This is a genomic window from Halalkalicoccus jeotgali B3, from assembly GCF_000196895.1.
Taxonomy (GTDB): Archaea; Halobacteriota; Halobacteria; order Halobacteriales; family Halalkalicoccaceae; genus Halalkalicoccus; species Halalkalicoccus jeotgali.
Genome location: NC_014297.1, coordinates 2,682,211 through 2,707,065 on the forward strand (window position 1 = coordinate 2,682,211; position 24,855 = coordinate 2,707,065).

Consider the following 24,855-nt stretch of genomic DNA (forward strand, 5'->3'; position numbering starts at 1 on the left):
GCGATAATAAAGGTCGGTCCTACGCCGTCGCTTCGGCGGGCGTCTCCTCGTCCTGCGCGACGACGTACTGTGCGAGGTCGAGCATCCGGTTGGCGAAGCCGTACTCGTTGTCGTACCACGTCAGCACCTTGACCTGCCCGCCCTCAACCGCGATGGTCGAATCGAGGTCGACGTAGGACGAAAAGGGGAGCCCGACGATGTCCCGCGAGACGATCTCGTCGTCGGTGTAGCCGAGCACGCCGGCCAGATCGCCGTCCGCGGCCTCACGGAGCGCCTCGTTTACTTCCTCGGCCCCAACGTCGGCCGCGAGGTCGACGACGAGGTCGGTGATCGAGCCCGTCGGAACGGGCACGCGCATGGCCATCCCGTCGAGTTTGCCTTCGAGGTTCGGCAGGACCTCCGTGGTCGACTGGGCCGCGCCCGTCGAGGTTGGGATGATGTTCTCGGCGGCGGCCCGGCCCCGGCGCGTCTTGCCCGAGGGCCCGTCGACGAGGTTCTGGGTGCCCGTGTAGGCGTGGACGGTGGTGAGCAGCCCCGACTCGATGCCGAACTCCTCGTCGAGTACTTTCGCCACCGGCGCGACGCTGTTGGTGGTACAGGAGGCGTTCGAGACGACATCGTCGCCGTCGTATTCGTCGTGGTTGACGCCGTAAACGATCGTTTTGACCGGCGTCTCGCCTTTCGGCGGCGCGCTGATGATGACCTTCTCGGCGCCGGCCTCGAGGTGCTGGGCGGCGTCCTCCCGGGTTCGGAAGATGCCCGTCGCCTCGAAGGCGACGTCGACGTCCAGTTCGTCCCACGGGAGCTGGGTCGGGTCCTTCTCGCTGAACGTCGGGACCTCGGTGCCCTCGTAGACGAGCGAGTCGCCCTCCAGTTCGAGCCCGTCGAGGCGACCCTGGACGGTGTCGTACTTCGCGAGGTAGTGCATGTCCTCGACGTCCATGATGTCGTTGATCCCCACCAGCTCCACCTTGGAGGAGGTCATCGCGGCCCGGAAGACGTTCCGCCCGATCCGCCCGAACCCGTTCAGTCCCACCCGCACCGGTTCGTTTTCGAAGTTATTACTCATATTCGAGTTATTGTTCGCGGTTACTAAGTATCTTGCGCCGATTCGGGATAGGCGATGCATAACCGGCGTTCCAGTGGCTCTGCTCGCCTCATACGACGGTAGGGGCCGAACGGTCTTAGTCACTCCCCAAGGCACTGTTCGCGGCGAGTTACTCGGCACCGAGTTAATTACTTAACTATTAACTCGTAAATATTATTCCCCCCGACGGCCCACAGGGACGTGTATGCTCAAAGTCGGCATCAACGGCTACGGTACTATCGGCAAGCGCGTCGCGGACGCGGTCGCCGCCCAGCCCGATATGGACGTCTGTGGCGTCTCGAAAGCCAGTCCCGATTTCGGTGCCGACGGTGCGGTACGGCGGGGGTACGCGCTCTATTCCGCCCGGGAGGACCGTCTGAGTGCGTTTCGGGACGCGGGCTACGATGTCGCGGGAACCAGCGAGGACCTGATCGAGGAGAGCGACGTCGTCGTCGACGCCACCCCCGGTGGAATCGGTGCGGAGAACCGCCCACGCTACGAGGCCGCCGGGACGCCCGCGATCTTCCAAGGCAAGGAAGCAGACGACCTGGTCGAAACCAGCTTCAACGCGCGAGCGAACTTCGAGGCCGCCGAGGGAGCGGAGTACGTCCGCGTCGTCTCGTGTAACACGACCGGAATCTCGCGGCTGGTCGCGCCCTTGGAGGAGGCCTACGGCGTCGAGAAGGTCCGCGCGACGCTCGTCCGGCGCGGCGGCGATCCCGACCAGACCGGCCGGGGGCCAATCAACGACATCCTTCCGGACCCGATCACGGTCCCCTCCCACCACGGTCCGGACGTCAACACCATCTTTCCCGACCTCTCGATCGACACGATGGGGCTGACGGTGCCGACGACGCTGATGCACATGCACAGTCTGAACATCGAACTCGAGAGCGAGCCGACCTCCGCCGAGGTCCGCGAGCTACTGGCCGAAGAATCGCGCATCTTCGTCGTCGAGGACGACCTAGCGATCGACGGGACGGGCAAACTCCGGGAACTGGCGCGCGACCGGGGTCGGCCGCGCGGGGACCTCTGGGAGAACTGCGTCTGGGGCGAATCGATCAACGTCCAGGACTCCGAGCTCTACCTGTTCCAGGCGATCCACCAGGAGAGCGACGTGATCCCCGAGAACGTCGACGCGATCCGCGCGATGACGGGACTGGCGGACGGAGACGAGAGCATGCAGACGACCGATGAGGCCCTCGGAATCGGACTGCCCGACCCCCGGCGGGCGGCAGTAACCTCGCCGGCACCCTGAGACCCGCAAAACCTTTTGTCACACAGGGACCTACCCGGAGTATGAGACGCGACGACCGCAACGACCCCTTCGACGATATTTTCCGTGAACTCGAGCGGATGATGAACGACGTGATGGGCGGCGGCGTCGAGATCAACGACGCGGGGTTCGGCAGCGACACGCACGTCGATATCTACGAAACCGACGAGGAGATCCGCGTGATCGCGGACCTCCCGGGCGTCGAGAAGGGGGACATCGGGCTGACGTGCGACGGGAAGTCCCTGACCATCAGCGCCGCGAACGACCACCGGGAGTACGACGAGCGGATCGCGCTGCCCGGTCAAGTCGACGAACACTCCGCGCGGGCGACCTACAACAACGGCGTCCTCGAGGTCATGCTCTCGCGCGCGGACGGATCGGCCGCGATCGACGTCGACTGACCCGAGAAAACGGTTAACTCGCCACGAACCCAACGCGCGGTCATGGGCGATCCCGAGCGACCGGAGTACCACGGCGTGTTGATCTACGACGGCGAGTGTCCGTTCTGTTCTGCGGCCGCCTCGGCGCTGCGACGGATCCGGCGGGTCGGGGCGATCCCCTGGTACGACGACCCCGCCCAAGACTTTCTCGCCGCGCAGTTCGAGACGGTACCGTTCGCGCTGGTGTTCGTCGATATCGAGGAGGGGCAGGTCTACGCCGGTCACGCGGCCGCGAGCGAACTCTGTGAACGGGCCGGCCTTCCGGTGCTCGTCGGGGACATCGTCGGCGAGAACTACGAGTCGATCGCCGACGCCATCGGAACGGCCGTCGGACAGGAGCGCGATCCGGACCCCTATCACGACACCTACCCTCTCACAGAGGCAGCAAAGGGCCACTATCCTGCGCTTTCGGCGGACGCCGGGAGCATGCCACTCGTCGCTTCCCGGTGAGTCGCTTTACGAAATCTCAATCAGATTTGTCCAGAGAGAAACCTGCAATAGGTAATACGGAACCAACGGTTAAGTAGACGAAAACCCTGTATCCGACCGGAGGAAATCATGAGTGAGAAAGAACACGGAAGCGGCAGCGTTCAGCCGGGCGACACCAGCCAACGCGTCGGGATGGAGGTCATTCGGGAGCGTGGCGGTGACCCCGAGGAGATCCGCGAGAAACTGATCGACGCGATCGGCGCGGAGTTCTCGACGTACTACTACTACACGAACCTCCGTACGCATCTGGCGGGCAACGAGGACTACAAGGAGATCACCGAGGACGCGCGACTGGAGGACCGCGCGCATTTCGAGCTCGTGATGCCGCGGGTCTACGAACTCGACGGCAAGATCCCCGAGGATATCACTGACTTCATGGACCGTGCGAGCTGCCCGCACGCCGAACTCCCGGCGGATCCGAGCGCGGAGAACATCCTCGAGACGCTGCTCGAGGCCGAGCGCTGTGCGATCCGCACCTGGAGTGAGGTCTGTGACATGACCCAAGGATGTGACCCACGGACCTACGACATGGCCCAACGCATCCTCCAAGAGGAGATGGACCACGAGGCGTGGTTCATCGAGCTACTTAGCATGGAGCGCGACGGCGAGGTCAACCCGGCGGGCCACTTCGTCCGCGGCGAGCCCGGCGAGGCGCCCCTCTCGACGAACAACCGCTTCAACGACAGCGCCTGAGAACGGTTTCGCTCCCCGGTTTTCCGTTTTTCCGTACCCTAGCCGAGTGCTTCGAGTGCTCTGTGGACCCGCTGTGGTCGCGGTTCAGTCACTCTTGTGCGCGCGCGCGGATCAGCGCCGCGAGCCGGTCGTCGAAGTCCGGTTCGTACTTTGTGGCGTCGTCGACGGTCGGACGGGCGTTCGTCTCGGAGACGACGGCCCTGTCCCCGGAGACGAGTAGATCGACACCGAGAAACGGGATCCCGAGGGTTCGGGCGACCCGCTCGGCGAGGTCACGCAGGTCCTCGGGCAGAGTGACACCCGTTGCACGTGCGCCCGCGTGAACGTTGTGTTTCCAGCCCGTTCCCTCGCGTTCGACCGCGCCGACGTACTCCCCTTCGAGGACCATCGCGCGGTAGTCCCGCGCGTCGGGGAGGAACTCCTGGACGAGAAAGGATTTGTCACCGGTCGCGGGGAAGTCGTGGACGAGCCCGAGGTAATCACAGATCCCGAGGAAGGTGTCGAGGTCGCCCGCGAGCGTGATCCCGGTCCCGCGGGTGGTGGAGTTGGGCTTGACGACCACGGGCGGGTCGAAGCGCTCGAAGACGGTTCGGAGCTCCCGGCGGGAGACGGGGTTCGACACCACGACGGTCTCGGGAACCGGAATCCCGGCGCGTATGAGTCGTGCGAGGACTTCGCCCTTGTTTCGCGAGGTGAGGACCGCCTCGCGGTCGTTGACCCACGGCACGTCGAGGAGGGCGTCGACGACGCCGCCCTCCATGAGCCGCGAGGGGTAGACGAGACCGACGTCGAACTCCCCGGGTTCCCACGGCGGCTCCGAGAGAGCGAGAGTACGTCCCTCGGTTCGGAAGTGGCGGACCTCGATCCCCCGGTCGGGCAGCGTCGCCCCGAGGCGCTCGAACGTCTCGGCGCGGGTGGTGACCGCGAGTCGCACCATACCCGTCGCTGGGGGTGGACACCGAAAGACCCCTCGGATGGTTGCCGACGAGGGGTGGCCCGCGACAGAGCCATATACTCCCGTCGGATACGAGAGGACACGATGATGGCGACGACTCACGCGCTGGTCGGGATGGCGCTGGCCCTGCCGGTGGCCTACGCGGTGCCGGAGTTCGCGCCGGTCGCCCTCGGGGCGGGGCTGATCGGCGGGCTGGCACCCGATCTGGATCTGTACGCCGGGCATCGAAAGACGCTGCACTTCCCGGTGTACTACCCGACCGCCGCCGGGATCGCACTCGGCTGGATGGTCGTCTCACCAAGTTTCCTTTCTGTGACACTTGCGACCGCCCTACTGGGGGCGAGCGTTCACTCGGTCATGGACGCCTTCGGCGGGGGACTGGAGATGCGCCCGTGGCGACAGACGGCCGATAGAGCCGTCTACGACCACTACCGCGAGCGATGGATCGCCCCGAAACGGGGGGTTCGCTACGACGGCGCACCCGAGGACCTCCTGCTGGCGGTCGTGGCGGCGACACCGACGGTGGTCCTCCTCGATGGAGTCCCGTCAGAACTGGCCGTCGCTCTCGTCGTGGTCTCGGGGGGCTACGCGCTCGTCAGAAAACGGCTGGTGTGGCTCGCGATGTGGGTCGTGCCTCGATTGCCGGCGGCGATCCGGACGCAGTTACCGAACAGATACTACGAGAGATGAGGTCGAACGGCCGAAATCAGACGACGAGCAGTTCTTCGCCGCGCTCGACGCGAACGGTACACGGCGGCGAAACCTTGTTGTACGCACGCCGGAGGGCCTCCTTTGCGGCGGGAGCGTCCTCGACCTCACACCAGATGGTGAAGACGCGATCGTTCTTCTCGATCCGGGCGGCCGTCCCGACGACCTTCCCGAAGGCCTGGCGCATCCCGTCCGAAACACGGTCGGCCCCGGCACCGGTCGCCTGTTTGTTCTCGCGGATGACGTGGTGGGGGAACTTCCGCAACAGTGCGGCGTAGTTGAACTCGCCCAGTTCCTTGATGAGGTGGCGGTTCATCGCCAGCCGGGAGGCCTCCAGCGCGCCGTTTCGGATCTGGCACTCCTCGTCGAGGTAGAGGCTGATCTGGACGGGCCAGTCCTCGGGGTCGCGGTCCCGATCACCCATCCGGTGCTGTGCGATCTTCGAGCCGGGGATCCCCGTGATGTACTCACGGCGCGTATAGGGCTGCTTGGAGATCTCCCGGTACATCGAGGCAGGTTTGTCTACCATGGATACTCTTGTCGGTTCTCAGGCCGAGGCGACACATAATCCCTTCGAAGCGGCCCGGTCGGGACGGGTTAGCCCACCCCGACCCCGCAGATTGCCGGTCGCCCGTGTGGCTCAGGGGATCCGAGGGGCGCGACTCGCGGGCGAGCGCAGTCCGAGGAGGACCCAGGCGATCCAAACGGCCCCACACCCCGCGAAGGCGCCAGCGACGTTCGCGGCGATATCGATCGTCGAGAAGGTCCGGTAGGGAACGGCGGCGTGGAGCAGCTCGGTTGACACCCCATAGCCGGCGACCCCACAGAAGGCCGAAACGAACGGACGGGGCCGATTGCCGGACTGCAGCGCCACACAGAGGAGGACCGCGAGCGCGCCGTAGCCGAAAAAGTGCAACCACGCATCAGTCCCGACGGGACCGGTCGGCACCGGCAGGCCGGTCAGGACCGCGAGTGCTCCGTTGGGGACGCTCGCACCGAGAAACAGGAGCCCCGCACCGCCCGCAACGGCCGTCCAGCGCGCGACGGGATTGACCACGAACCGCCCGACTCGCTTCGCTATCGACTGTTCGCCGTTCATGTCATATATCAGTAGTTAAATTACTTATATATTCCGACAATTTAGTTATGACGTTCTCGTTACCCTATCGTGGTAGATAGTCGTTACTTTCGAACGCCACACCACCCCTCGTCGGGAGCCGTCAATCGCCGAAACGGCTTCGAGGGGCGCTGTGTAGATAATTCATCTATAGTAGCTCGGAATAAATAACCACCTCATCTTTGGAATCTCTCCCAAACACCTTTTAATTTCTATATTAATTCACAAAGCTTATTATATGACGACATCTCGATACGCCTACCCCTACCCGAAGGACGGTCCGAGTATCTCCCAATCGGTGGCCCATGTGGGTCCGACCGGGTGAGAAAGGGTTGTCGACCAAAAACGAAACATGAAACAAGAACACACACTACGCGAAAAGGGACAAGCGCTGTTCCTTGCCGCCCTGATGGTCCTCTCCGTGTTCGCCATGTCCGCTGCGTTTGCGGGCTCGGCGGCTGCGGCAGCGACCGATGTCAGTCTCACATCGTCGTCTGTTGACGCTGGCGACGGAAGTGCAACGACTGGCATTACTGTAACGGCAGATGAATCCTACACGAACTATGCGTACGCCATTGTAGACCAGAACGGTGACGTGGTTGCGAGCGACGACACCGTCCTTGAAACTGCTGGTAACAGCCACACCTTCTCAGATGTTGCTGTTGATGGCTTAGAGGCAGGCGAGTACTCAGTCGTCGCTGAAGCCAGCGCCGACGCTGCTGCGGCCACGACGGGCCAGAGTGTTGGTGACTTCGGCGACGGCAACGTCGAAGCTGCGTTGACAGTCAACCCTGAAACGCACAGCCTTACTGTGAACGTCAACGAAGGTGACGGCACTACGATCAGCGATGCTGACGTTACCGTTTCCCAGGACGGTACCGAAATCGACTCCGCATCTAGCGACTCGGCCTCGTTTGACTTAGAAGACGGTACCTACACGGTGACCGTCGAGGATGAGAACTTCGTGAACACCCAGCAGGAGATCACGATCGACGGTGCAGACGATACGCGTGAGATCGTTCTGGGTGAATACGGTGTCGATCAGGGAACTGCCTTCCAGGGTAGTGACGTGACCGCTACTGTTGCCGAGGGAGATACGGTTGAACTCCGCTCGGGCGACGCTGACGAGAACTCTTTCGTTAGCCAATTCAACAACGATGACGGTACGGTTACCATCGATACCAGCGATCTCGAAGGTGACTATGTCCTTCGTGTCAACGACGAAGACATAGAAAGCACCGAATTCGAAGTCGCCGAGCAGACGCTCGACGCACAGTGGAGTTCGGACAGCGTCGTCAGAGGCGACAGCGCTGACCTCGAACTCGACTCCAACCGCCAAGGTTACGATATCGAACTGACCTCCGAGGAACTCGATGCGACCGAGATCCAGAGCCTCTTCGGTGACGATGTTACCGTTAGTACCGACGAGGACGGTAACGACGTCGCTCAGGTTGAGGACATCTCCAGCAGCGAATCGCTGACGGCGAACTTCGCTGATGACGCCGATGTCGGTAACGTCAGTATCACGGCTTCGGCCACTGATACGACCGCCGAGGACAACGCGACCATCTCCGTCGAGGAGCAGGGCGATGCCGACATCTCCTTCGATTCCTCGACGTACTCCGAAGAAGCCGGTGACATCGTTGAGTTCACCGTTGAGATGGACAACACCGACAACGGTGTCGTGACCATCGAAGAAGACGGCGGTAACTACTGGGCCGACCTCTACGTCGAACCCGCGGAGGGTGAGGACGAGGTGACGGTTCAGTTCAACACGTATCAGGCTGGACACAGCGACGGTAGCGCGTTCTCCACGGAGAACGACGACGCGAACGTCGATGTCATCGACGAGCGATCTCTAGACGCAGGTGACGATACCTACCGTCTCCTCCCCGGTGACTTCGACATGGGTGTTCACCTGACTGGTGCACAGGACAGCGACAACGTTCCTCAGCTCGGTGACGCTGGGGATTACGAGGGGGACAACCCCGAGCGCGTTGACACTGACTCTCTCGACGAGGTCGGCGTTGCGACCCTCGTCCTGAACGACCGCTCGACGGGTGACGCCACGGTCGGCACCGCACCCGCTGACGTTGATCTCGAGGACGTCGAGACGATCAACAACGAGACGACCGTCGCCGACGAGATCGCCAAAGACGACAAGGCCGTCGTGCAGTTCGACGCCTCGGGTGTCTTCGGCTATCTCAGCGAATGGACGAACGAAAACGGCATTCTTGACCTCAGCTCCCTTGAGGAGGATGAGAACCTGGATGTCGCACTGAACATCAACCAAACCAACCCCGCACAGTACGAGAGCGGTGAACGTCTCACCGGTGAGGACGTCACCATCGTGACTGACGCGGAGAACAACCGCATCTTCGCGGTCCTGGACACCTCGGAGAATAACATTGAGGCCGGAGACGAGTACGACGCGAGTCTCACCATCGACGGTGAGAACTACGTCAGCTCCTACTCCGACAGCGATGACAACGAGGTCTCCGACACGAGCTTCAGCGTGGTCGAGCGCAACATCGAGGTCACCGGTGACTTCGAGGGCGACGACGACGAGGAAGTTCTGCAGGTCGAGAACGGTGAGGAAGCCAACATCACCGGCGAGTCCAACGCCGCACCCGGTACGGACGTGCAGATCCGACTGCGCGCCACCGGTGACAACCCGTTCCTAGAGACCCAGACCGCTGAAGTCGGCGAGGACGGCGACATCGACGCCTCCTTCGACCTCAGCGACTACGATGAAGGCCAGAACTTCACGGTCCGCATGACCGACGACAGCGGTGCTGAGGACGTGCAAGACGAGGTCAACGCGGTCCTCGTCGAGGACGTCGGCCAGCCCCACTCGGTGACGGTCACCGTCGAGGACGCTGACGGCAACGCGGTCTCCGGCGCCGACGTCTCGGTCGCCGACCAGACCGAGACCACCGACGACGACGGTCAAGTGACCTTCGAACTCTGGCACGGCGAGTACGACGTCACCGCCACCCACGATGGTGAGGAGACGACCGGTACCCTGACCATCAACGATGAAGACGACACCACCGACGAGGGCACGCTGGTCCTCGGCGAGGAGAACGAGAACATCAACGACGGTGACGATCAGAACCAGGACGATAACAACAACGACGACCAGAATCAGGACGACAACAACAACGACGATCGGAACAACGACGACAACAACAACGACGATCGGAACAACGACGACAACAACCAGGGCGGTTCCGACGACGGTAGCGACGGCGGGGACAGCTCCAACGACGGAGACGGCTCCGACGACGATGGCGACAGCGAGGATCAGCCCGGCTTCGGCATCGCCGTGGCCCTGATCGCGCTGCTGGCAGCGGCCGGCATCGCCATGCGAAACCGCGCCTGAACACCGACGACCGACCGGATTCCCTGTCCGGTCCCCGCTGACGCACTCCACCTTTTTTCGAGCGCTACCCGGAAAGCGGCGCCGCTATTTCAAATTACGGCGGAGAACCCAACAGACATATTATGTAAGCGACCCACGGGTCGGATATGCTCCCCGACCTGACACCGATAACCGACACCCTCGTCTGGATCGTCATGGGCGGGTTCGTCGCGGGGATCGCAGTCGACCGGCGCGACCGCCCGAGCGCGCGGTCGGTCACGGCCCTCGCATGGGCCGGGTTCGCGCTGTTCTGGCTGTTGATGGTCCCGTTTTTCGTCTTCGAGCACCGCAGCATCGTCGAGGCGGTCCTCGCGGCGGTCGCCGTCCCGGCCTGTGGCTACGTCGCCTACCGACTCCACGGGGGGCGGGATTCGCTGTTGATCCTCTCGCGGGCGGTCGGCGTCATGGGGCTGATCTACCTCCCCTTCGGCGCGATCCCGCTCTTTCACGACACGCTCATCGAGATCGTCGCGAACCAGACCCACGCCGGCCTCCAGTTGCTCGGATCGACGCCCGCCTTCGAGACCGACGAGGCGGGCCTGCGAAACACCTTCGCGTTCACCCTCGATTCGGGCCGGGAGTACTCGACGCGGATCGTCTTCGCCTGTACGGGCATCGGCAGCATGGCCATCTTCGGCGGGCTGATCGCGGCGGTTCGAGCCCCCATCGAGCGCCGCCTCGCCGCGCTCGTGGTCGCGGTCTCGACCATCTGGGTGCTCAACATCGGACGCAACGTCTTCATCGCCTACTCGATCGGCCACCAGCTGTTCGACCAGGCGGCGCTCGCCGGTCCCGTGATGTGGCTGTTCGGGGTCGAGGACCCGATCCGGGTGTCGTTTTTCGTCGCCGACCGGATCCTCTCACAGGGGCTTGCGGTGGTCGCGTTGCTGGCTATCGCGTGGGTCGTCGTGAAGGTGCTTCCCGAACTGTACGTGATCGTCGAGGACCTGGTCTACCTCGTTACCGGCGAGGAGTACGACCTCGCTCGTGGGCGCGGGCGATGACCCGGGACCGGATCAGCCGACGCCGGGTGCTTGGGGCGCTCGGCGTCGGCGGCCTCGGGCTCGGGTCGGCGAAGGCGATCGACAACGTCGTCCTCGGCTACGGCGTGGGCGGCGGGACGAACCTCCGGGAACAGGACCTCGACCCGCTGCTCGCCGAGAACCGCCAGTTCGGGGGTCGGATCGAGGACGGCGGGACGACATACCACGTCGACGAAGACGGGCTGTGGATCGAACGGGACGACGACCGGCGGCGCCATCCCTTCGACGAACGCCCCGGCGACCTCGCGGGGGACGCGCTGGCGCTGTTTCGCGACGCCGCAACACTGGTTGCCGAGACGACCTACGAGTACCACACCATGGCGGAGTTTTTCGAGCGGCTCGGCGAGGCGACCCCACGCCCGCTTGCGACGGCGGCCCTTCGCGGGAGCGTCTCGAACCCGGTTGCGCCCGCGGTCGTCGAACGGTTCTGTGGCGTCTCGCCGGCGAACGGTGCAAAGCTCCTCGAAGGGCTCAAGGAGGGCTTTCGCGAATACGGCCACTACGATATCCCCCGGTACGTCGCGGGCTCCGTCGAGGACAACATCGTCATCGGCAGGGTCGATCTGCGTGCGCCCTTCGAGGGACCGACCGACATCGAGACGCTCATCGAAGACGGCTCGACCGGTCTGTTCTGTTACGAACTGAGCGACCGGGCGATCGAGGCGATCCACTCGGTGGCCGCGACCGACCAGCGCCCGCCGCTTGCGGCTTTCTGGGTGCGCGACCGGCGCCACAAGCACGTCTACAACGGACTGGCGAGCGTGGTGCGCGATGACGGGCGGCTACGCGTGCCCGTGACCTTCCTCGATTACACCCACTCGACGCTGTACGACGACCTGCGGGCGAAGTGGGTCGTGGGCGAGGGACTCGACGCCTACGGGCGCAGACACCGCGCCGACGAGATCTACTGGAGCGTGTGAGCAACCGACGGCTCACGACTACAACTACAACTGCAGCCAACCGGTCGTCATCCCGCTATCGCGCAGGTACCAGCGCTGATAGAGGGTGTCCCCGCGCAGGCAGAGTTCGATCACCGCGTCGAACAGCGGTTCGAGCAGCGCGACCGTCCGGTTCGAGCGCTCGGTCGTGAGGTGGTAGTGGGCCATCCCGTCGACCGAGCGAACGCGATGGGTCAGCAGGTGTAAGAACCGAAAGAGCGATTCGGGGTCGTACTCCGAAACCAGGGGTGTAAGTGAGTCGAAACAGAGCCTGAGTTCCGCCGCCGAGAGCCCGCTGCTTGTCGCCTCGAACTCCGTGATGGCCTCCGAGATCGCGAGTCCGAGCGATCCGAGTCCCTCCTCGACGGACCGTTCGGGGACCGACTCGGGGAACGGAGACGACGAGTCCGAGGAGACGCTGCGGCTGGTCGCCTCGTATCGGACGACCGAACAGCGCGAGGGGTCCTCACAGCCGGCCGACAGACGGGTCGGGTCGGGCCCACAGGGGTCCGCACGGACGAACAGGCGGCGACGCGCCTGCGCGGAGGTCTCGCCGAGGAACTGTCGACAGGCCGCCTCGTGGGCGTCAGGCATCCGCGAACCGACGACGAGGAGGTTCGAACCGTGCTGTTTGAGCGCGTCGAGTTCCTGAACGAGCGCCGTCGTCTCCTCGTATGCCGATCCATCGGCGCCGTGCTCTCGTGGCATCCTCTCGGCGTAGTTTCAATGGATTAAAATATAAACGTTGCGCCTTTTCCTGCATCCGGCGAGCGGAACTGTCGTGATCACCGGACTCGGGCGCTCAAAGCGGGCGTTCGACTGGAAGCGGTTCGCGTCGGCCCGAGGGTTCGTCCGGGTAGCGAGAACCGGGCGGAGGGGAGGATGTCGGAAAACGGTCGATAGACTTTTGTTCGATATCGCTGATATTACACCGTGACGCGATGAGCCGATCGGCTTCGAGTGAACAGTCAGCGGCGATCCGCTTCGAGTACGACGACGGAACGCTCGGCGTCGTCGATACGGTCGAGCGACGGCGGTATTCCCTCTCGCTGGCAGGGTCGAACCGACCGACGCGGACCGATGGGGCGACGTTCCGATTCCCCGTTGACAGCGCCGTCACCGTCGATACGGAGGCGATCGTGCTCCCGACGGGGATCACGGTCTACGTCCGCGACGTCGAGGGTCGGATGCTGGCGGAGACCCGCCACACCGCCCAGCAGTCGTTCCCGGAGGGTAGTTACAGCCTCGAGTTGTGCGCGCCGATGAAGATCTACGTTCGGGTCGAGGGTCCGTTCGAGATCGGTTCGGACGCCGAGCGAACGACGATCAGCCTCCCGGAGCGCACGACGGTGTCGATCGGCGCGCGATCGAAACACGACCGACCGGCGGCGACGGTCACGACGACGGACGACCCCGAGGACGTCATGGCGGCGATCTCGACGTTCGGGTCGGCGCTGAAGACGACCAGTCCCGAGCGGTCGTATCCGACCCTCCGGGGCCACCCTCCGACGCTCGAACGCGGATCGACGCTCTCGATCCCGGACGGCCTCACCCCACCGGAAACGGGGATCACGATCGAGGTACCGGCGACGCTGCGCCACGCGTACGTGGTCGCCCCGCTGGCGTACTACCTCGGTGCGACCGTCGAACCCGGCGACCGCCCGCTGATCCGCACCGACTCGGGGTTCGTCCACCCGATGGGAACCGACGGGACGTTCGAATCGGCCGTCGAACGGACGTTGAAGCAGTCGTTCTTGCTCGATTGTGTGACGCGAACCGAGGGGCTGTACCCGATCGACCTCCACGAGCGTCGGGCGATCGAGCCCCACGTCGATCTCGATTTCGCGACGCTGTACGACCGGCCCATCGGCGATCGGCTGGAGGCGTATCTGTCAGTCCCGTACCCGACGATCGAACCACATCTCCCGGAGTGGAAACTCACCTCCCACGTCGCGCCGTTTCCCGCAAGCATCGAGATGCTGCCGTTTCTGGTCGACGACCTCGCGGTGATCCGGACGCCCGACGTCCGCCGACCCGCACCGACCCGGTCGGAGACGACCGCGATCGAGGGTTTTCTCCGGAATTCGACGCCACAGAACACCCGGAAAGCGACCGCCGCGGCGAGCGCCGCGCCGGAGTCGTACGTCGAACCGAGACGAACCGAATCGCTCGAACACGCCTGGGTCGGCGACGAGACGCCGATGGGTGCGAGCAAGGCGACGCCACAGGCCTACCGCAACCGTCTCGCACGCGAGCAGTCGGGCGGCGATATCTCGATCGCCGTCGTCTGTAACGACCCGCAGATGGACGAGGAGCGCGACCTCGTCGACGACGTTTACGGATCGCGCGAGGAACTGCCCTTCGAGGTGGCCATCCACAGGGACCTCACCCGCGAGGAGCTCTCTACCGTCCTCGAAACCGACGTCGACTTCCTCCACTACGTCGGCCACATCGAACCGGACGGCTTCGAGTGTTCGGACGGGCGACTCGACGCGAGAAGCCTCGAAACCGTCGGGGTCGACGCGTTCTTGCTGAACGGCTGTCGGTCCTACGATCAGGGAATGGCCCTGATCGACGGCGGTGCTATCGGCGGGATCGTCACACTGACCGACGTGATCAACACCGGCGCGGTCACGATCGGGTCGGCGCTGGCGCGCCTGCTTAACAACGGCTTTCCGCTTCGTGCCGCCCTCGAAGTCGCCAAGGACGAGGACGTCGCCGGCGAGCAGTACATTGTCGTCGGGGACGGCGGGATGTCGGTGACACAGGCGGAGGGCGGTGTCGCCCTCCTGTGTACGGTTGAGAAGAGCGGAGACGGGTACGACGTGAAGCTGAAGACATACCCGACGAACGTGGAAGGAATGGGTAGTATCGTGTATCCGACGATCGGCCAAAACAGGGAACACTACATCAACTCCGGCAGCCTGCGGGAGTTCGAGTGCACTACGGACGAACTACAGGATTTCTTTGTGGATTCACGATTGCCGATCCGAGTTGGCGGCGATCTTTACTGGAGCGATCAGGTTTCGATCGAGGACTTCTAATCAGGGCCCTGCGGTAACGTAGGCCCCGCCCGCTGCCGCGTTCCCGGCCTGCGTCAGCAACAGCAGGAGGGTAAACAGGACACCGGTCATTCGTGGGTGGTTCGCCAGGTACGTTTTGAGGTTGTCTTCCGACATCGCAACAGATCCATGGTCTGCAACTGATATGAATTTATTCGAATATTGAAGACACTAAATATAGTCATTTAACTTAAAACAAATAAGTAACAAAAATGTTGCTATTTTAATAAGTAGCCGAATCGATGGGGGGGAGAGCCGTCTCCACCAGCATGTTGAACATAAAGGATGAAATGTCTGTCGGTATTATTTACATATTTTACTTATGTGTTCTTTGAAATCGTATTAGATCTATCAATAGATACTACCGATAGTTCTCACCGATTAAGTAATGTCAGTTAATATACCAACATCAACGAAGGAAAGCGGTCGTTTCGGCGGTCGAATACGAGGACCCCGTCGGGCAACTCAAGGAGCGTGCGAGTGCGGTCGGAGTACGACCGTTCGGAAACCGTCTCGGTGAGTTGGGCGGGTCGTCGCCGACCGGGGACGACGGAGCCGATCGTAAGTCCGTGTTACGGATTCGAGTAGGGTTCGCGATAGACGTCTGTCGCCACTCCCATTGAGGAGTTTTTACTCGCTTTCGCTCGCAGGGACGAGGACGGTTCGGTCTTCACTCGATCGGGTATGGCTCTCAGATCCGAGTCGCGTAAAACGGGGATGCCGCCTCCCGGATTTGAACCGGGGACAGCTCGATCTTCAGTCGAGTGCTCTCCCAGTCTGAGCTAAGGCGGCCCGTCCGAAGCGACGGCGAGCGCCCCAAAAAGGATTTCGAAAGGCACCGGGGCGACCCAGTGTAGCGGGATAGCGGTCAGCACCGTACCAAATCAGTCGCGTTAACGTGGCCGTAAGGCGGTACGCCCGATGGAGGAGAGGGCGTCCCACGACGGGGCGAGACCGTATAACGTCCGGGTCGGTGACGAATTATGGTAGTAATAGTAACCACCGGACGGATCCGACTGTCGTATATGAGGACTCGTGTCCGCTGTCGTGGGGTCGAAACTGTATCTTTCGCCACGGCGGACCGCAGCATTGAATCCCCCTGCCCGTCCAGTGGAAAGTATGGTCGGTCAGCAAGAGGTGGCTGAGCGAATGGTCGGGCTCCGAGGAGCCGTCGGCCACGAGCTGCCGACGACGGGGTCGACGGTTCCCGAACGCGGCGTCGCGTCCGAACAGCACGAGGGTGACGTGTCGATACAGCTCAGTACGCATCCGCTGCTTTCGGGCGAACAGCCCGCCAAAACCGATGACGGGGTCGATATCTGGTTGCTCGGCGAGGTCTACGGGTTCGACGACAGCGCAGTCGGTGGGTCGACGGGCCACACGCCACGACCGAAACGCCGCGACAGCGTCCGGTACTGTGCGGACCTGTACGCCGAACACGGCCGCGCGTTCGTCCGCGGCCTCAACGGCAACTGCGTCGGGATCATCCACGATCCAGAGGCCGGGACCCTCTCGATTTTCACCGACCGTCTCGGCTCGGTCCCGATCTACCACGCGACCCCCGGCGACGGGATCGTCTTCGCGACGGAGATCGAGGCGATCGCGAGCCACCCGGACGTCGAAACGGAGTTCCACAGAGGATACCTCCACGAGTATCTCGTCTATCGCCGGCCGTTCGGCGTCAAGACCCCGCTGGTCGGTATCGAGGAGCTCCAGCCCGCCTCGATCACCACGATAGACCTCGCGGACGGGTCGGTCGACACCGAACAGTACTGGCGACCACGGTATCGACCGTGTGAGATGCCCTTCGGGGCGTTCGTCGACGAGTTTACCGACCGATTCACCCGCCTGATCGACGAGTGGCGCCGCGAGGACTGTCGGTACGGCGTCCTGCTCTCGGGGGGTAGCGATTCGCGGCTCAACCTCGCCGCGCTCGGTCCCGGGATCACCGCCTTCCACATGGCCGGCTGGATGAGCCGGGAGGCCCGCACCGCAGAGCGGGTCGCCATCGAATCCGGAAACGAGTTCGTCTTTCTGCGGCGCAACCACGACTATCAGGAGGAGGCGCTTGTGCGCAACCAGCCGTTCTCGAACTTCAACGGCTGGTTCACACAGGGGTACGCGACCGGTTTCGAGGGGGAGATCCGAGACCGGGTGGACGTCCTGTTGTCCGGGATGTACGCCGATACGCTGTTCAAGGGCCACGCGATCCCCAGCCCGAACTACGACCTCGGTCCGATCGGGAACCTCACGCTGCCCGTCGAGACGAAAATCGAGACGCTCCCCGAGTTCGTCGACTGGCTGTGTGAGATCGCCCCGAGCGACGACAACCTCCCGTTCCCGAACGACCTGCGTGCGACCCTCGAGGAGAACATCTACCGAGAGGACGGCGAGATCGTCCACCACGACGTGCGCTACGACTCGATCGAGGACCTGGTCTACTGTAGCGGCTACTTCCCGCTGACCAACGACGATGACGTCATCTTCCGCAACAGCCTTCGCGAGATGCTGCCCTACCGGACCCCGTTTCTCGACAATCGCCTCGTGGATCTCTCGCTTCGGATGCCGATCCGCTATCGGCTGCGGCGAAACGTCATCGACGCGGCGGTAAAGCGCCTCGACGAGCGACTCGCGTCGATCCCGCACGCCGACGCGGGAATGGGTCTGGGCCACTCGTTTCCCGTCGATTTCACGGGTCGAAAGCTGAAGGCACTCTGGCGAAAACACGTCGCCAACGAGGCCCCGCCACGGCCGTATCTCAGCAACGGCTCGTGGGTCAACGACGCCGAGTTGATCCGCCACGACGACTTCTACTGGCGGGCGATCGAGGCCCACGCCGACGTCATCGAGGGGCTCGACTTCCTCGAGTTCGACGACGTCCGTGCGTGCTACCGGGCTCACCTCGACGGACAGAACAACGTCGTGGAGCTGTACACCCTGCTGACCGTACTCACCATGCCAACCACCCAGCGACTCGCCGGGGTAGAACCCGGCCACCGAACCGCCCGCACAGACTCGAAACCGATCCGACGAGGGTCGCGATGAACGATCGCCTAGACACGCTGTTGATCGGGATCGACTCCGCCTGCGAGCGGGTCCTCGACCCCCTCATCGAATCGGGGGCGCTCCCGAACCTCGCGTCGCTCATCGAGGAGGGCGCAAGCGGCCCGCTCGAATCGCAGATCCCCCCCTGGACCGCGAGCGCGTGGCCCTCGCTGTACACCGGCGTCAACCCCGGTAAGCACGGCGTGTTCGGCTTCCTGCACTACGAGGGCTACGATTGGGACGTCGTCAACGCCACGCACGTCCGCGAGGCGTCGCTGTGGGACCTCCTGACACAGCAGGGGATGACGAGCGTCGTCGTCAATGTCCCCGTCACCGCGCCGCCCCCGGAGATCGACGGCGCGATCGTTCCCGGCTACACCGCCCCCGAAAACCCCCGATGCCACCCCGAGGGCACCCTCGAGGAGATCCGCGAGGCCATCGGCGAGTATCGGGTCTACCCCGACCCCGAACGCGACCAGCCCGGCGAGTACGTCGACCTGATCAGGATGCGCGGGGCGGCCTTTCGCCACCTCGCCGAGGAGCACGACCCGGAGTTCGGGTTCGTCGAGTTCCAGGGGACCGACAGCGTCTTTCACGAACACCCCGGTCGGGAGGACTACGTCGAGGCGATCTACCGCGCGGTTGACGAGGAAGTCGGCGACATCCTCGACTCGTGTGACCCCGAGACCGTAATCGTCGCGAGCGATCACGGGATGGGGCCCTACGAGAAGTACGAACTCCGGGTCAACGAGTTGCTCGACGAGGAGGGCTACGTCGAGACGGCCACCGGCGGGTCGGGAATGCCCGCGTGGCTCCCGATGTTGAACGGGCAGCTCCGGGAGGGCGACGACGCGAAGGCGCCATCGCCGGGGTTGGCGGGCCGGGCGATCGGCGCGGCCGCACAGATCGGAGTCACCCCCCGCGCGCGCGGGCAAGGCACTGCGGGCGGTCGGCCTCGAGGGACTCGTCAAGCGATTCGTCCCCGCCGACGCGCGTCGGGCGGGCACCGAGCAGGTCGACTTCGCCGCCTCGCGGGCGTACATGCGCTCGCGGATCGAACTCGGCCTGCGCATGAACGTCGAGGGCCGCGAACCACGGGGAGTCGTCCCCGAGGACGACTACGAGTCGGTTCGGGCGGAGCTGATCGACCTCCTCGCGGGGATCGAGACCCCCGACGGCGAGGCGATGTTCGAGGAGGTCGCCCCCCGCGAGGAGTTCTTCTGGGGGCCCTACGCCGAGGACGGCGTCGATATCGTGATGATACCCGACGACTTCGAGCAGTTCCTCTCAGCGGATTTCAAGGGCGAGGTCTTCGGCCCGCCGACCGAGCCGTACAACCACAAACTCCACGGGATGATCTCGATCAGCGGCGCGGGCGTCGATACCGACGCGGACCTCTCGGGTGCACACCTCTTCGACGTCGCGCCGACGGTCTGTGGGGCACTCGGGATCCCGAGGAGCGACCGGATGGACGGGAGTGTTCTTTCCGCAGTCGAACCAACCGAAGAATATGAGTACCCCCGACTCGATGGGTCGGTCGAGGAGACCGCCGACGAGGAGATCGAAGACCGCTTATCGGCGCTCGGGTATCTAGAGGGCAACGAATGAGTATCACAGTACGACGTGCGAGCGACGAGGAGTTCGAGGAGTGGAACAGCTACGTCAAACGGGCCGAGGCCGCGGGTCCGTTCCACCAGCGCGAGGGGATCGAGCTACTCGCGGATCATACGGACACGACCCTGCATCCGCTGGTGGCCGCCAAGGGCCAGCAGGCCATCGGGATCCTCCCCGTCTTCGAACAGGAGAAGGGACCGTTCACGATGGTCGTCTCGCCGCCCACCCACACCGAGGTCTACTACCTCGGGGCGGCGCTGCTCGACGCCCACCAGCTCAAACAGCGCAAAGAGGAGCGGCGAAACCGCCGCTTTGCCTACGCGTGTCACGAGTGGATCGAGGAGAACCTCGACCCCGATCTGACGCATATCAGAACCGTCGACCGGTATCAGGACCTCCGGCCGTACAAGGAGAAGGGATACGCTGTCGAGCCGTACTACACCTACGTCACCGACCTGACGCCCAGCGAGGACGACCTCCTAATGGCGCTGTCGAGCGACGCGCGCTCGAACGTCCGCAACACCGACGACGACGCCTACGAGATCGAGGTCGGCGGGCTCACGGAGGCAAAGGAGATCATCGAGCGGGTGCGAGAACGACACGACGATCAGGGGATGAACTACTTCATCGACGACGAGTACATCACCCGACTGCACACGACGTTTCCCGACGGACAGGTCAAACCCTACACCTGCTGGAACGCGGACGGGGAAATGGCCGGCGGGATCGTCGCCATCGAGCACAAAGACACCGTCTATCGCTGGCAGGGCGGGACGAAAGGCGACGCCGAGATCCCCGTCAACGACCTGCTCGACTGGCACGTCATGACCGACGCCAAATCGCGGGGGGTCGAGCGCTACGATCTGGTCGGCGCGAACCAACGGCGCATCTGCCGGTACAAATCGAAGTTCGCGCCCGATCTGGCGACCTATCACGGCGCGCTCAAGCGCTCGCGGCGCGCCGGAGCGGTCAACGCCGCCCGATCGCTGCTGTCCAGGTAGTCCCGGATGGCCCGTACGACCCCTCGACTCGGCCCGCGAGCCGTGTTCGGCCGGGCGAGAAGCGACGGCGTTCGATCGTTTTTCGACGATCACGGCGCTTCGCGCTACGCGTTTTACGGCTACGGGAAGGTCGCCGCACGCGACGGGATCGACGTCCTGCTCGGAGAGCGTCCCGAGGCGACGAACGTCGTCCTCCCGGCGTACCTCCCCTACGGGATCGTCGAACCGTTCCGCGAGGCGGGACTCGAACCGCGCTACTACACCTGCGATCGGTCCCTCCGGCCGGACCTCGACCGCATCGAGGAGTTGCTCGACTCGGGGTCGCTCGCGGTGCTGTTCGTCCAGTACTTCGGCCAGCCACAGCGACGCGAGGACATCGAGGCGATCACGGAGCTGGCTGCGGAGTACGACGCCTACACCATCGACGACAACGCCCATTCGGCGTTGAGTACGCTCGACGGACGGCTGCTCGGGACGTTCGGGGATATCGGCATCACGAGCCTGCACAAGACCCTGCCGATCCCCAACGGCGCAGCGCTCTTTCTCACGAACGACGCCCTCTCGGGGGCCGAATTGACCCGCTCTGCGGTTCGCGAGGGGTACACGAAAGCGGACTACCGATACTGTACGCGCTCGTTGGGCCGGTCGATAAGCGACACACCCGTTCTCAAACGGGCGCTCTCGACGTTTCGTCGGGTGAACGGCCACGAGTCCGACGGGACGAATCAGGTCCACACGGACAGCGAGGCGGATCCCCGCGAGATCTACGAGTCGACCAAGGGGCCGATGTCCCGCCTCGTGTTGCACGTCCTCGATCGAACCGATCCGATCGACGTGATCGCCGCCCGCCGGGCGAACTATCGGATCTGGGACCGCACGATACGCGACCTCGACGGCGTCGAACCGGTCTTCGAGTCGCTCGCCGAGGGTGCCTGCCCGCAGTACTACCCCGCCATCGTCGCGGATCCGGACGACCTCGGCGGGCTGGCGGGGATCGCAAAACCGTGGCCGCCGCTGCCGTACGAACTCCGGGACGAGGCGGCCTTCGAAACCGAGAACTTCCTGGCGTCGCACCTCCATACGCTACCGGTCCATCAGGACCTCGACCTGCGCAACAGGGCAAGTCTCGGCGTCGACGAATAGACGGTCCGTCGGACCGGTTCCGTGGGGGAAAGCGGACCGGACGGCTCCGAACCGCCCTCTCGTCACACTGCTGGTGCTCGTGAGTGGACTCGCGCCGGAACAGTGGGTTCGGGCGGATTCGAACCGCGAGGGCTTCGCTCCGCTTGCCCGCTGGGTTCCAATCGCCCTCGCGTTACGGTGTTGCGACTCGCGGATATGCTCGTCGCAAAACACATGGGTTCGGGCGGATTCGAACCACCGATCTCGGCCTTGTAAAGGCCGCGTCATAACCAACTAGACCACGAACCCTCATCGGAGGGTGTCGCCGCGGGCGAATAACGGTTTCTTTCTCGACCGGAAACGCTTACCCCGATCGGACCGATACCCCGACATGGACACCCGGCGTCTACCGCTGGTTATCACCGCCTTTCTCGTCGTCGCCATCGCTCTGGCCCTCGCCTACCAACTCGGGGCGGTCGGGCTGGTCACCGGCAGCGAGGACTCGGCTACGGTGTCGATCTCCGACGGGAACGAGCGGCTCGCGACGGTCGACGCGGAGGTCGCTGATACGACACCCCAGCGCTACACCGGCCTCTCGGATCACGACTCGCTGGGAAGCGACGAGGGGATGTTGTTCGCCTTCGAACGCGAGAGCACCCGAGGTTTCGTCATGCGCGACATGGCATTTCCCATCGACATGATCTTCGTCGGTGAGGACGGGACGATTACGGCGGTCCACGAAGCGCCCGTAGAGGAGGACCAATCCGACCTGCGGACGTATCGCGGCGAGGCCAAGTGGGTGCTCGAAGTCAACTACGGCTACGCCGCCGAACACGGGATCACGGAGGGCGATCGCGTGAGGATCGACTACTGACGGTTTCGGTTCGTAACAACCCTTTTTAACGTCGATCCCCGAAGTCGTTCAATGGCCGTCCACGACGCAGACGACGACCCGTTCGAGGAACAACGGGCGAAGGTGGACGACTCGATCCGTCGCCTCTTTCGGGAGTACGGGCTCGACAACACCTTCGAGTACGCCGTCGGGATCCTCGCGAGCCTCGTCGCCCGCCTGTTGGATCTGATCCCGCCGCTGATGCTGGGGGTGGCGATCGACGCGATCTTCCTCGGGGAGCGGGCCTTCAGCGTCCGGTTCGTCCCCGACGCGTGGTTGCCGACCACTCAAGAGGGACAGTTCGCGTTGACCATCGGGATCATCGCCGGGTCCTTCCTCCTCGGTGCGGTCTTTCACTGGCTGCGAAACTGGGGGTGGAACGCCGCCGCCCAGAACGTCACCCACGAGATTCGGGTCGACTGCTACGAGCGGATGCAGCGGTTGGGGATGGACTTCTTCTCCGATAAGCAGACCGGCGAGCTGATGAGTATCCTCTCGAACGACGTCAATCAGCTCGAACGCTTTCTCAACGACGGGCTGAACTCCGCCTCCCGACTGTTGGTGATGGTCGTCGCCATCGCGGGGATCCTCGTTACGATCAACCCCCAGCTCGCGCTGGTGGCGCTCGTGCCGGTCCCGCTGATCGCCGCCTTTACCTACGCGTTCATCACGATCATCCGGCCGAAGTACAAGAAGATGCGCTCGACGGTCGGCGCGCTGAACTCCCGACTGGAGAACAACCTCGGGGGGATCCAGGTCATCAAATCGAGCAACACCGAGCGCTACGAGGACGACCGGGTCGACGACGCCTCGATGGAGTACTACGACGCCAACTGGGACGCCATCTGGACCCGGATCAAGTTCTTCCCGACCCTGCAGGCGATCTCGGGCATCGGGTTCGTCCTCACCTTCCTCGTCGGGGGCTACTGGGTGTTCGCGGGACCGCCGGGCCCCTTCTCGGGCACCCTGTCGGTCGGCGACTTCGTGATCTTCATCACCCTGACCCAACAGCTCATCTGGCCGATGGCGCAGTTCGGACAGATCATCAACATGTATCAGCGCGCCGACGCCTCCAGTGCCCGGATCTTCGGGCTGATGGACGAACCCGGCGTGCTCGCCGAGGACGCCGAGGGCGAACTCGTCGTCGAGGAGGGGCGGGTGGAGTACGACGATGTGACCTTCGGCTACGACGACGAAACCATCGTCGAAAGCATTGATTTCACCGTCGAGCCCGGCGAGACCGCGGCACTGGTCGGTCCCACTGGTGCAGGGAAGTCCACTGTACTAAAGCTCCTGCTCAGGATGTACGACGTCGACGAGGGGGCCATCCGCATCGACGGCCAGGACATCCGCGAGGTCTCTCTCAGAAGCCTGCGCCAGTCGGTCGGCTACGTCAGTCAGGACACCTTCCTGTTTTATGGCACCGTCAGGGAGAACATCGCCTACGGCACGTTCACCGCCGACGACGAAGCGATCATCGAGGCGGCGAAGGCGGCCGAGGCCCACGAGTTCATCAGCGACCTGCCGGACGGCTACGACACCATGGTCGGCGAGCGCGGCGTCAAACTCTCGGGAGGACAGCGCCAGCGCGTCTCGATCGCCCGGGCGATCCTGAAAGACCCCGAGATCCTCGTACTCGACGAGGCGACCAGCGACGTCGACACCGAGACCGAGATGCTGATCCAGCGCTCGCTCGACGAGCTCACGGAGGACCGGACCACCTTCGCGATCGCCCACCGGCTCTCGACGATTCGGGACGCGGAACAGATCGTCGTCCTCGAGGACGGCCGGATCGTCGAACACGGTGGGCACGACGAGCTGTTGGAAAACGGCGGGCTGTACGCCCACCTCTGGGGCGTCCAGGCGGGGGAGATCGACGAGCTCCCCCAGGAGTTCATCGAACGGGCCGCGAAACGCCAAGCCCGCACCGAGGCGGGCGACGACTAGCC

20 protein-coding genes, 2 tRNA genes and 1 pseudogene are annotated in these 24,855 nt (G+C 63.9%); 15 read left to right on the plus strand and 8 right to left on the minus strand.

Annotated elements, in window-relative coordinates; genetic code table 11:
- Window positions 1-19: 19 nt before the first annotated feature.
- Window positions 20-1,069: a type I glyceraldehyde-3-phosphate dehydrogenase gene (gap, locus tag HACJB3_RS14060; RefSeq protein WP_008416360.1), complete on the minus strand. Its 1,050-nt coding sequence runs from the start codon at window positions 1,067-1,069 to the stop codon at window positions 20-22.
- 223 nt (window positions 1,070-1,292) lie between these two features.
- Between gap and HACJB3_RS14065 the strand changes: the two genes are divergently transcribed.
- The 4 genes from HACJB3_RS14065 (at window position 1,293) to dps (ending at window position 3,985) form a co-directional block, all read left to right on the plus strand.
- Complete coding sequence (locus HACJB3_RS14065; protein ID WP_008416361.1) at window positions 1,293-2,345, plus strand: type II glyceraldehyde-3-phosphate dehydrogenase; 1,053 nt, start codon at window positions 1,293-1,295, stop codon at window positions 2,343-2,345.
- Between the two features lie 41 nt (window positions 2,346-2,386).
- Window positions 2,387-2,764: an Hsp20/alpha crystallin family protein gene (locus HACJB3_RS14070; RefSeq protein WP_008416363.1), complete on the plus strand. Its 378-nt coding sequence runs from the start codon at window positions 2,387-2,389 to the stop codon at window positions 2,762-2,764.
- Window positions 2,765-2,806: 42 nt separating this feature from the next.
- Window positions 2,807-3,253 (plus strand): DCC1-like thiol-disulfide oxidoreductase family protein, encoded by a 447-nt coding sequence (locus HACJB3_RS14075; protein WP_008416364.1) that lies wholly within the window; start codon window positions 2,807-2,809, stop codon window positions 3,251-3,253.
- 105 nt (window positions 3,254-3,358) lie between these two features.
- Window positions 3,359-3,985 (plus strand): DNA protection during starvation protein, encoded by a 627-nt coding sequence (gene dps / locus HACJB3_RS14080; RefSeq protein WP_148258251.1) that lies wholly within the window; start codon window positions 3,359-3,361, stop codon window positions 3,983-3,985.
- Window positions 3,986-4,073: 88 nt separating this feature from the next.
- Here the strand turns inward: dps and HACJB3_RS14085 are convergent, their stop codons facing one another.
- Window positions 4,074-4,922 carry an ATP-grasp domain-containing protein gene (locus HACJB3_RS14085; RefSeq protein WP_008416368.1) on the minus strand — a complete coding sequence of 283 codons (849 nt, stop codon included), beginning with the start codon at window positions 4,920-4,922 and terminating at the stop codon, window positions 4,074-4,076.
- A 105-nt stretch (window positions 4,923-5,027) separates the two neighbouring features.
- Here HACJB3_RS14085 and HACJB3_RS14090 point away from each other — a divergent pair, with 105 nt between their 5' ends.
- Window positions 5,028-5,630 carry a membrane protein gene (locus HACJB3_RS14090; protein ID WP_008416370.1) on the plus strand — a complete coding sequence of 201 codons (603 nt, stop codon included), beginning with the start codon at window positions 5,028-5,030 and terminating at the stop codon, window positions 5,628-5,630.
- A gap of 16 nt (window positions 5,631-5,646) precedes the next feature.
- On the opposite strand, the gene HACJB3_RS14095 is transcribed toward HACJB3_RS14090, so the two are convergent.
- Both HACJB3_RS14095 and HACJB3_RS14100 read right to left on the minus strand, forming a co-directional pair.
- Window positions 5,647-6,177 carry a 50S ribosomal protein L16 gene (locus tag HACJB3_RS14095; protein ID WP_008416371.1) on the minus strand — a complete coding sequence of 177 codons (531 nt, stop codon included), beginning with the start codon at window positions 6,175-6,177 and terminating at the stop codon, window positions 5,647-5,649.
- A gap of 111 nt (window positions 6,178-6,288) precedes the next feature.
- Window positions 6,289-6,747: a VanZ family protein gene (locus tag HACJB3_RS14100; RefSeq protein ID WP_008416373.1), complete on the minus strand. Its 459-nt coding sequence runs from the start codon at window positions 6,745-6,747 to the stop codon at window positions 6,289-6,291.
- Between the two features lie 370 nt (window positions 6,748-7,117).
- Here HACJB3_RS14100 and HACJB3_RS14105 point away from each other — a divergent pair, with 370 nt between their 5' ends.
- The 3 genes from HACJB3_RS14105 to HACJB3_RS14115 all read left to right on the plus strand — a co-directional run bounded on the left by HACJB3_RS14105 (window position 7,118) and on the right by HACJB3_RS14115 (window position 12,152).
- Complete coding sequence (locus HACJB3_RS14105) at window positions 7,118-10,150, plus strand: carboxypeptidase-like regulatory domain-containing protein (RefSeq protein WP_081461319.1); 3,033 nt, start codon at window positions 7,118-7,120, stop codon at window positions 10,148-10,150.
- A 146-nt stretch (window positions 10,151-10,296) separates the two neighbouring features.
- Window positions 10,297-11,193 carry an archaeosortase A gene (gene artA, locus HACJB3_RS14110; RefSeq protein ID WP_008416375.1) on the plus strand — a complete coding sequence of 299 codons (897 nt, stop codon included), beginning with the start codon at window positions 10,297-10,299 and terminating at the stop codon, window positions 11,191-11,193.
- Window positions 11,190-12,152: a hypothetical protein gene (locus HACJB3_RS14115; protein ID WP_008416376.1), complete on the plus strand. Its 963-nt coding sequence runs from the start codon at window positions 11,190-11,192 to the stop codon at window positions 12,150-12,152. The genes artA and HACJB3_RS14115 overlap by 4 nt, the downstream gene beginning before the upstream one ends.
- Window positions 12,153-12,176: 24 nt before the next feature.
- On the opposite strand, the gene HACJB3_RS14120 is transcribed toward HACJB3_RS14115, so the two are convergent.
- A complete protein-coding gene (locus HACJB3_RS14120; RefSeq protein WP_008416377.1) occupies window positions 12,177-12,878 on the minus strand; it encodes a DUF7504 family protein in 702 nt (233 codons plus the stop codon).
- A 233-nt stretch (window positions 12,879-13,111) separates the two neighbouring features.
- Here HACJB3_RS14120 and HACJB3_RS14125 point away from each other — a divergent pair, with 233 nt between their 5' ends.
- Window positions 13,112-15,214: a hypothetical protein gene (locus HACJB3_RS14125; RefSeq protein WP_008416378.1), complete on the plus strand. Its 2,103-nt coding sequence runs from the start codon at window positions 13,112-13,114 to the stop codon at window positions 15,212-15,214.
- Here HACJB3_RS14125 and HACJB3_RS21085 read toward each other — a convergent pair whose 3' ends face one another.
- Complete coding sequence (locus HACJB3_RS21085; RefSeq protein ID WP_008416379.1) at window positions 15,215-15,349, minus strand: DUF7503 family protein; 135 nt, start codon at window positions 15,347-15,349, stop codon at window positions 15,215-15,217. It abuts the gene before it with no gap.
- Between the two features lie 601 nt (window positions 15,350-15,950).
- Window positions 15,951-16,024 (minus strand) — tRNA-Phe (locus tag HACJB3_RS14130).
- A 327-nt stretch (window positions 16,025-16,351) separates the two neighbouring features.
- Between HACJB3_RS14130 and HACJB3_RS14135 the strand changes: the two genes are divergently transcribed.
- From HACJB3_RS14135 to HACJB3_RS14150, 4 genes and pseudogenes are all read left to right on the plus strand, one after another.
- A complete protein-coding gene (locus HACJB3_RS14135) occupies window positions 16,352-18,277 on the plus strand; it encodes an asparagine synthase-related protein (RefSeq protein WP_238532769.1) in 1,926 nt (641 codons plus the stop codon).
- A pseudogene (locus tag HACJB3_RS14140) lies at window positions 18,274-19,885 on the plus strand (alkaline phosphatase family protein). The gene HACJB3_RS14135 and the pseudogene HACJB3_RS14140 overlap by 4 nt, the downstream one beginning before the upstream one ends.
- The gene (locus HACJB3_RS14145; RefSeq protein WP_008416383.1) at window positions 19,882-20,892 is read left to right on the plus strand and encodes a lipid II:glycine glycyltransferase FemX; all 1,011 of its coding nucleotides are present in this window, start codon (window positions 19,882-19,884) and stop codon (window positions 20,890-20,892) included. The pseudogene HACJB3_RS14140 and the gene HACJB3_RS14145 overlap by 4 nt, the downstream one beginning before the upstream one ends.
- A gap of 6 nt (window positions 20,893-20,898) precedes the next feature.
- A complete protein-coding gene (locus HACJB3_RS14150) occupies window positions 20,899-22,035 on the plus strand; it encodes a DegT/DnrJ/EryC1/StrS family aminotransferase (RefSeq protein WP_008416385.1) in 1,137 nt (378 codons plus the stop codon).
- A 214-nt stretch (window positions 22,036-22,249) separates the two neighbouring features.
- Here HACJB3_RS14150 and HACJB3_RS14155 read toward each other — a convergent pair.
- Window positions 22,250-22,323, minus strand: a tRNA-Val gene (locus HACJB3_RS14155).
- Window positions 22,324-22,405: 82 nt separating this feature from the next.
- On the opposite strand from HACJB3_RS14155, the gene HACJB3_RS14160 reads away from it, so the two are divergent.
- Both HACJB3_RS14160 and HACJB3_RS14165 read left to right on the plus strand, forming a co-directional pair.
- Window positions 22,406-22,888: a DUF192 domain-containing protein gene (locus HACJB3_RS14160; protein WP_008416386.1), complete on the plus strand. Its 483-nt coding sequence runs from the start codon at window positions 22,406-22,408 to the stop codon at window positions 22,886-22,888.
- A gap of 51 nt (window positions 22,889-22,939) precedes the next feature.
- Window positions 22,940-24,853: an ABC transporter ATP-binding protein gene (locus tag HACJB3_RS14165; protein WP_008416388.1), complete on the plus strand. Its 1,914-nt coding sequence runs from the start codon at window positions 22,940-22,942 to the stop codon at window positions 24,851-24,853.
- Window positions 24,854-24,855: the final 2 nt, after the last annotated feature.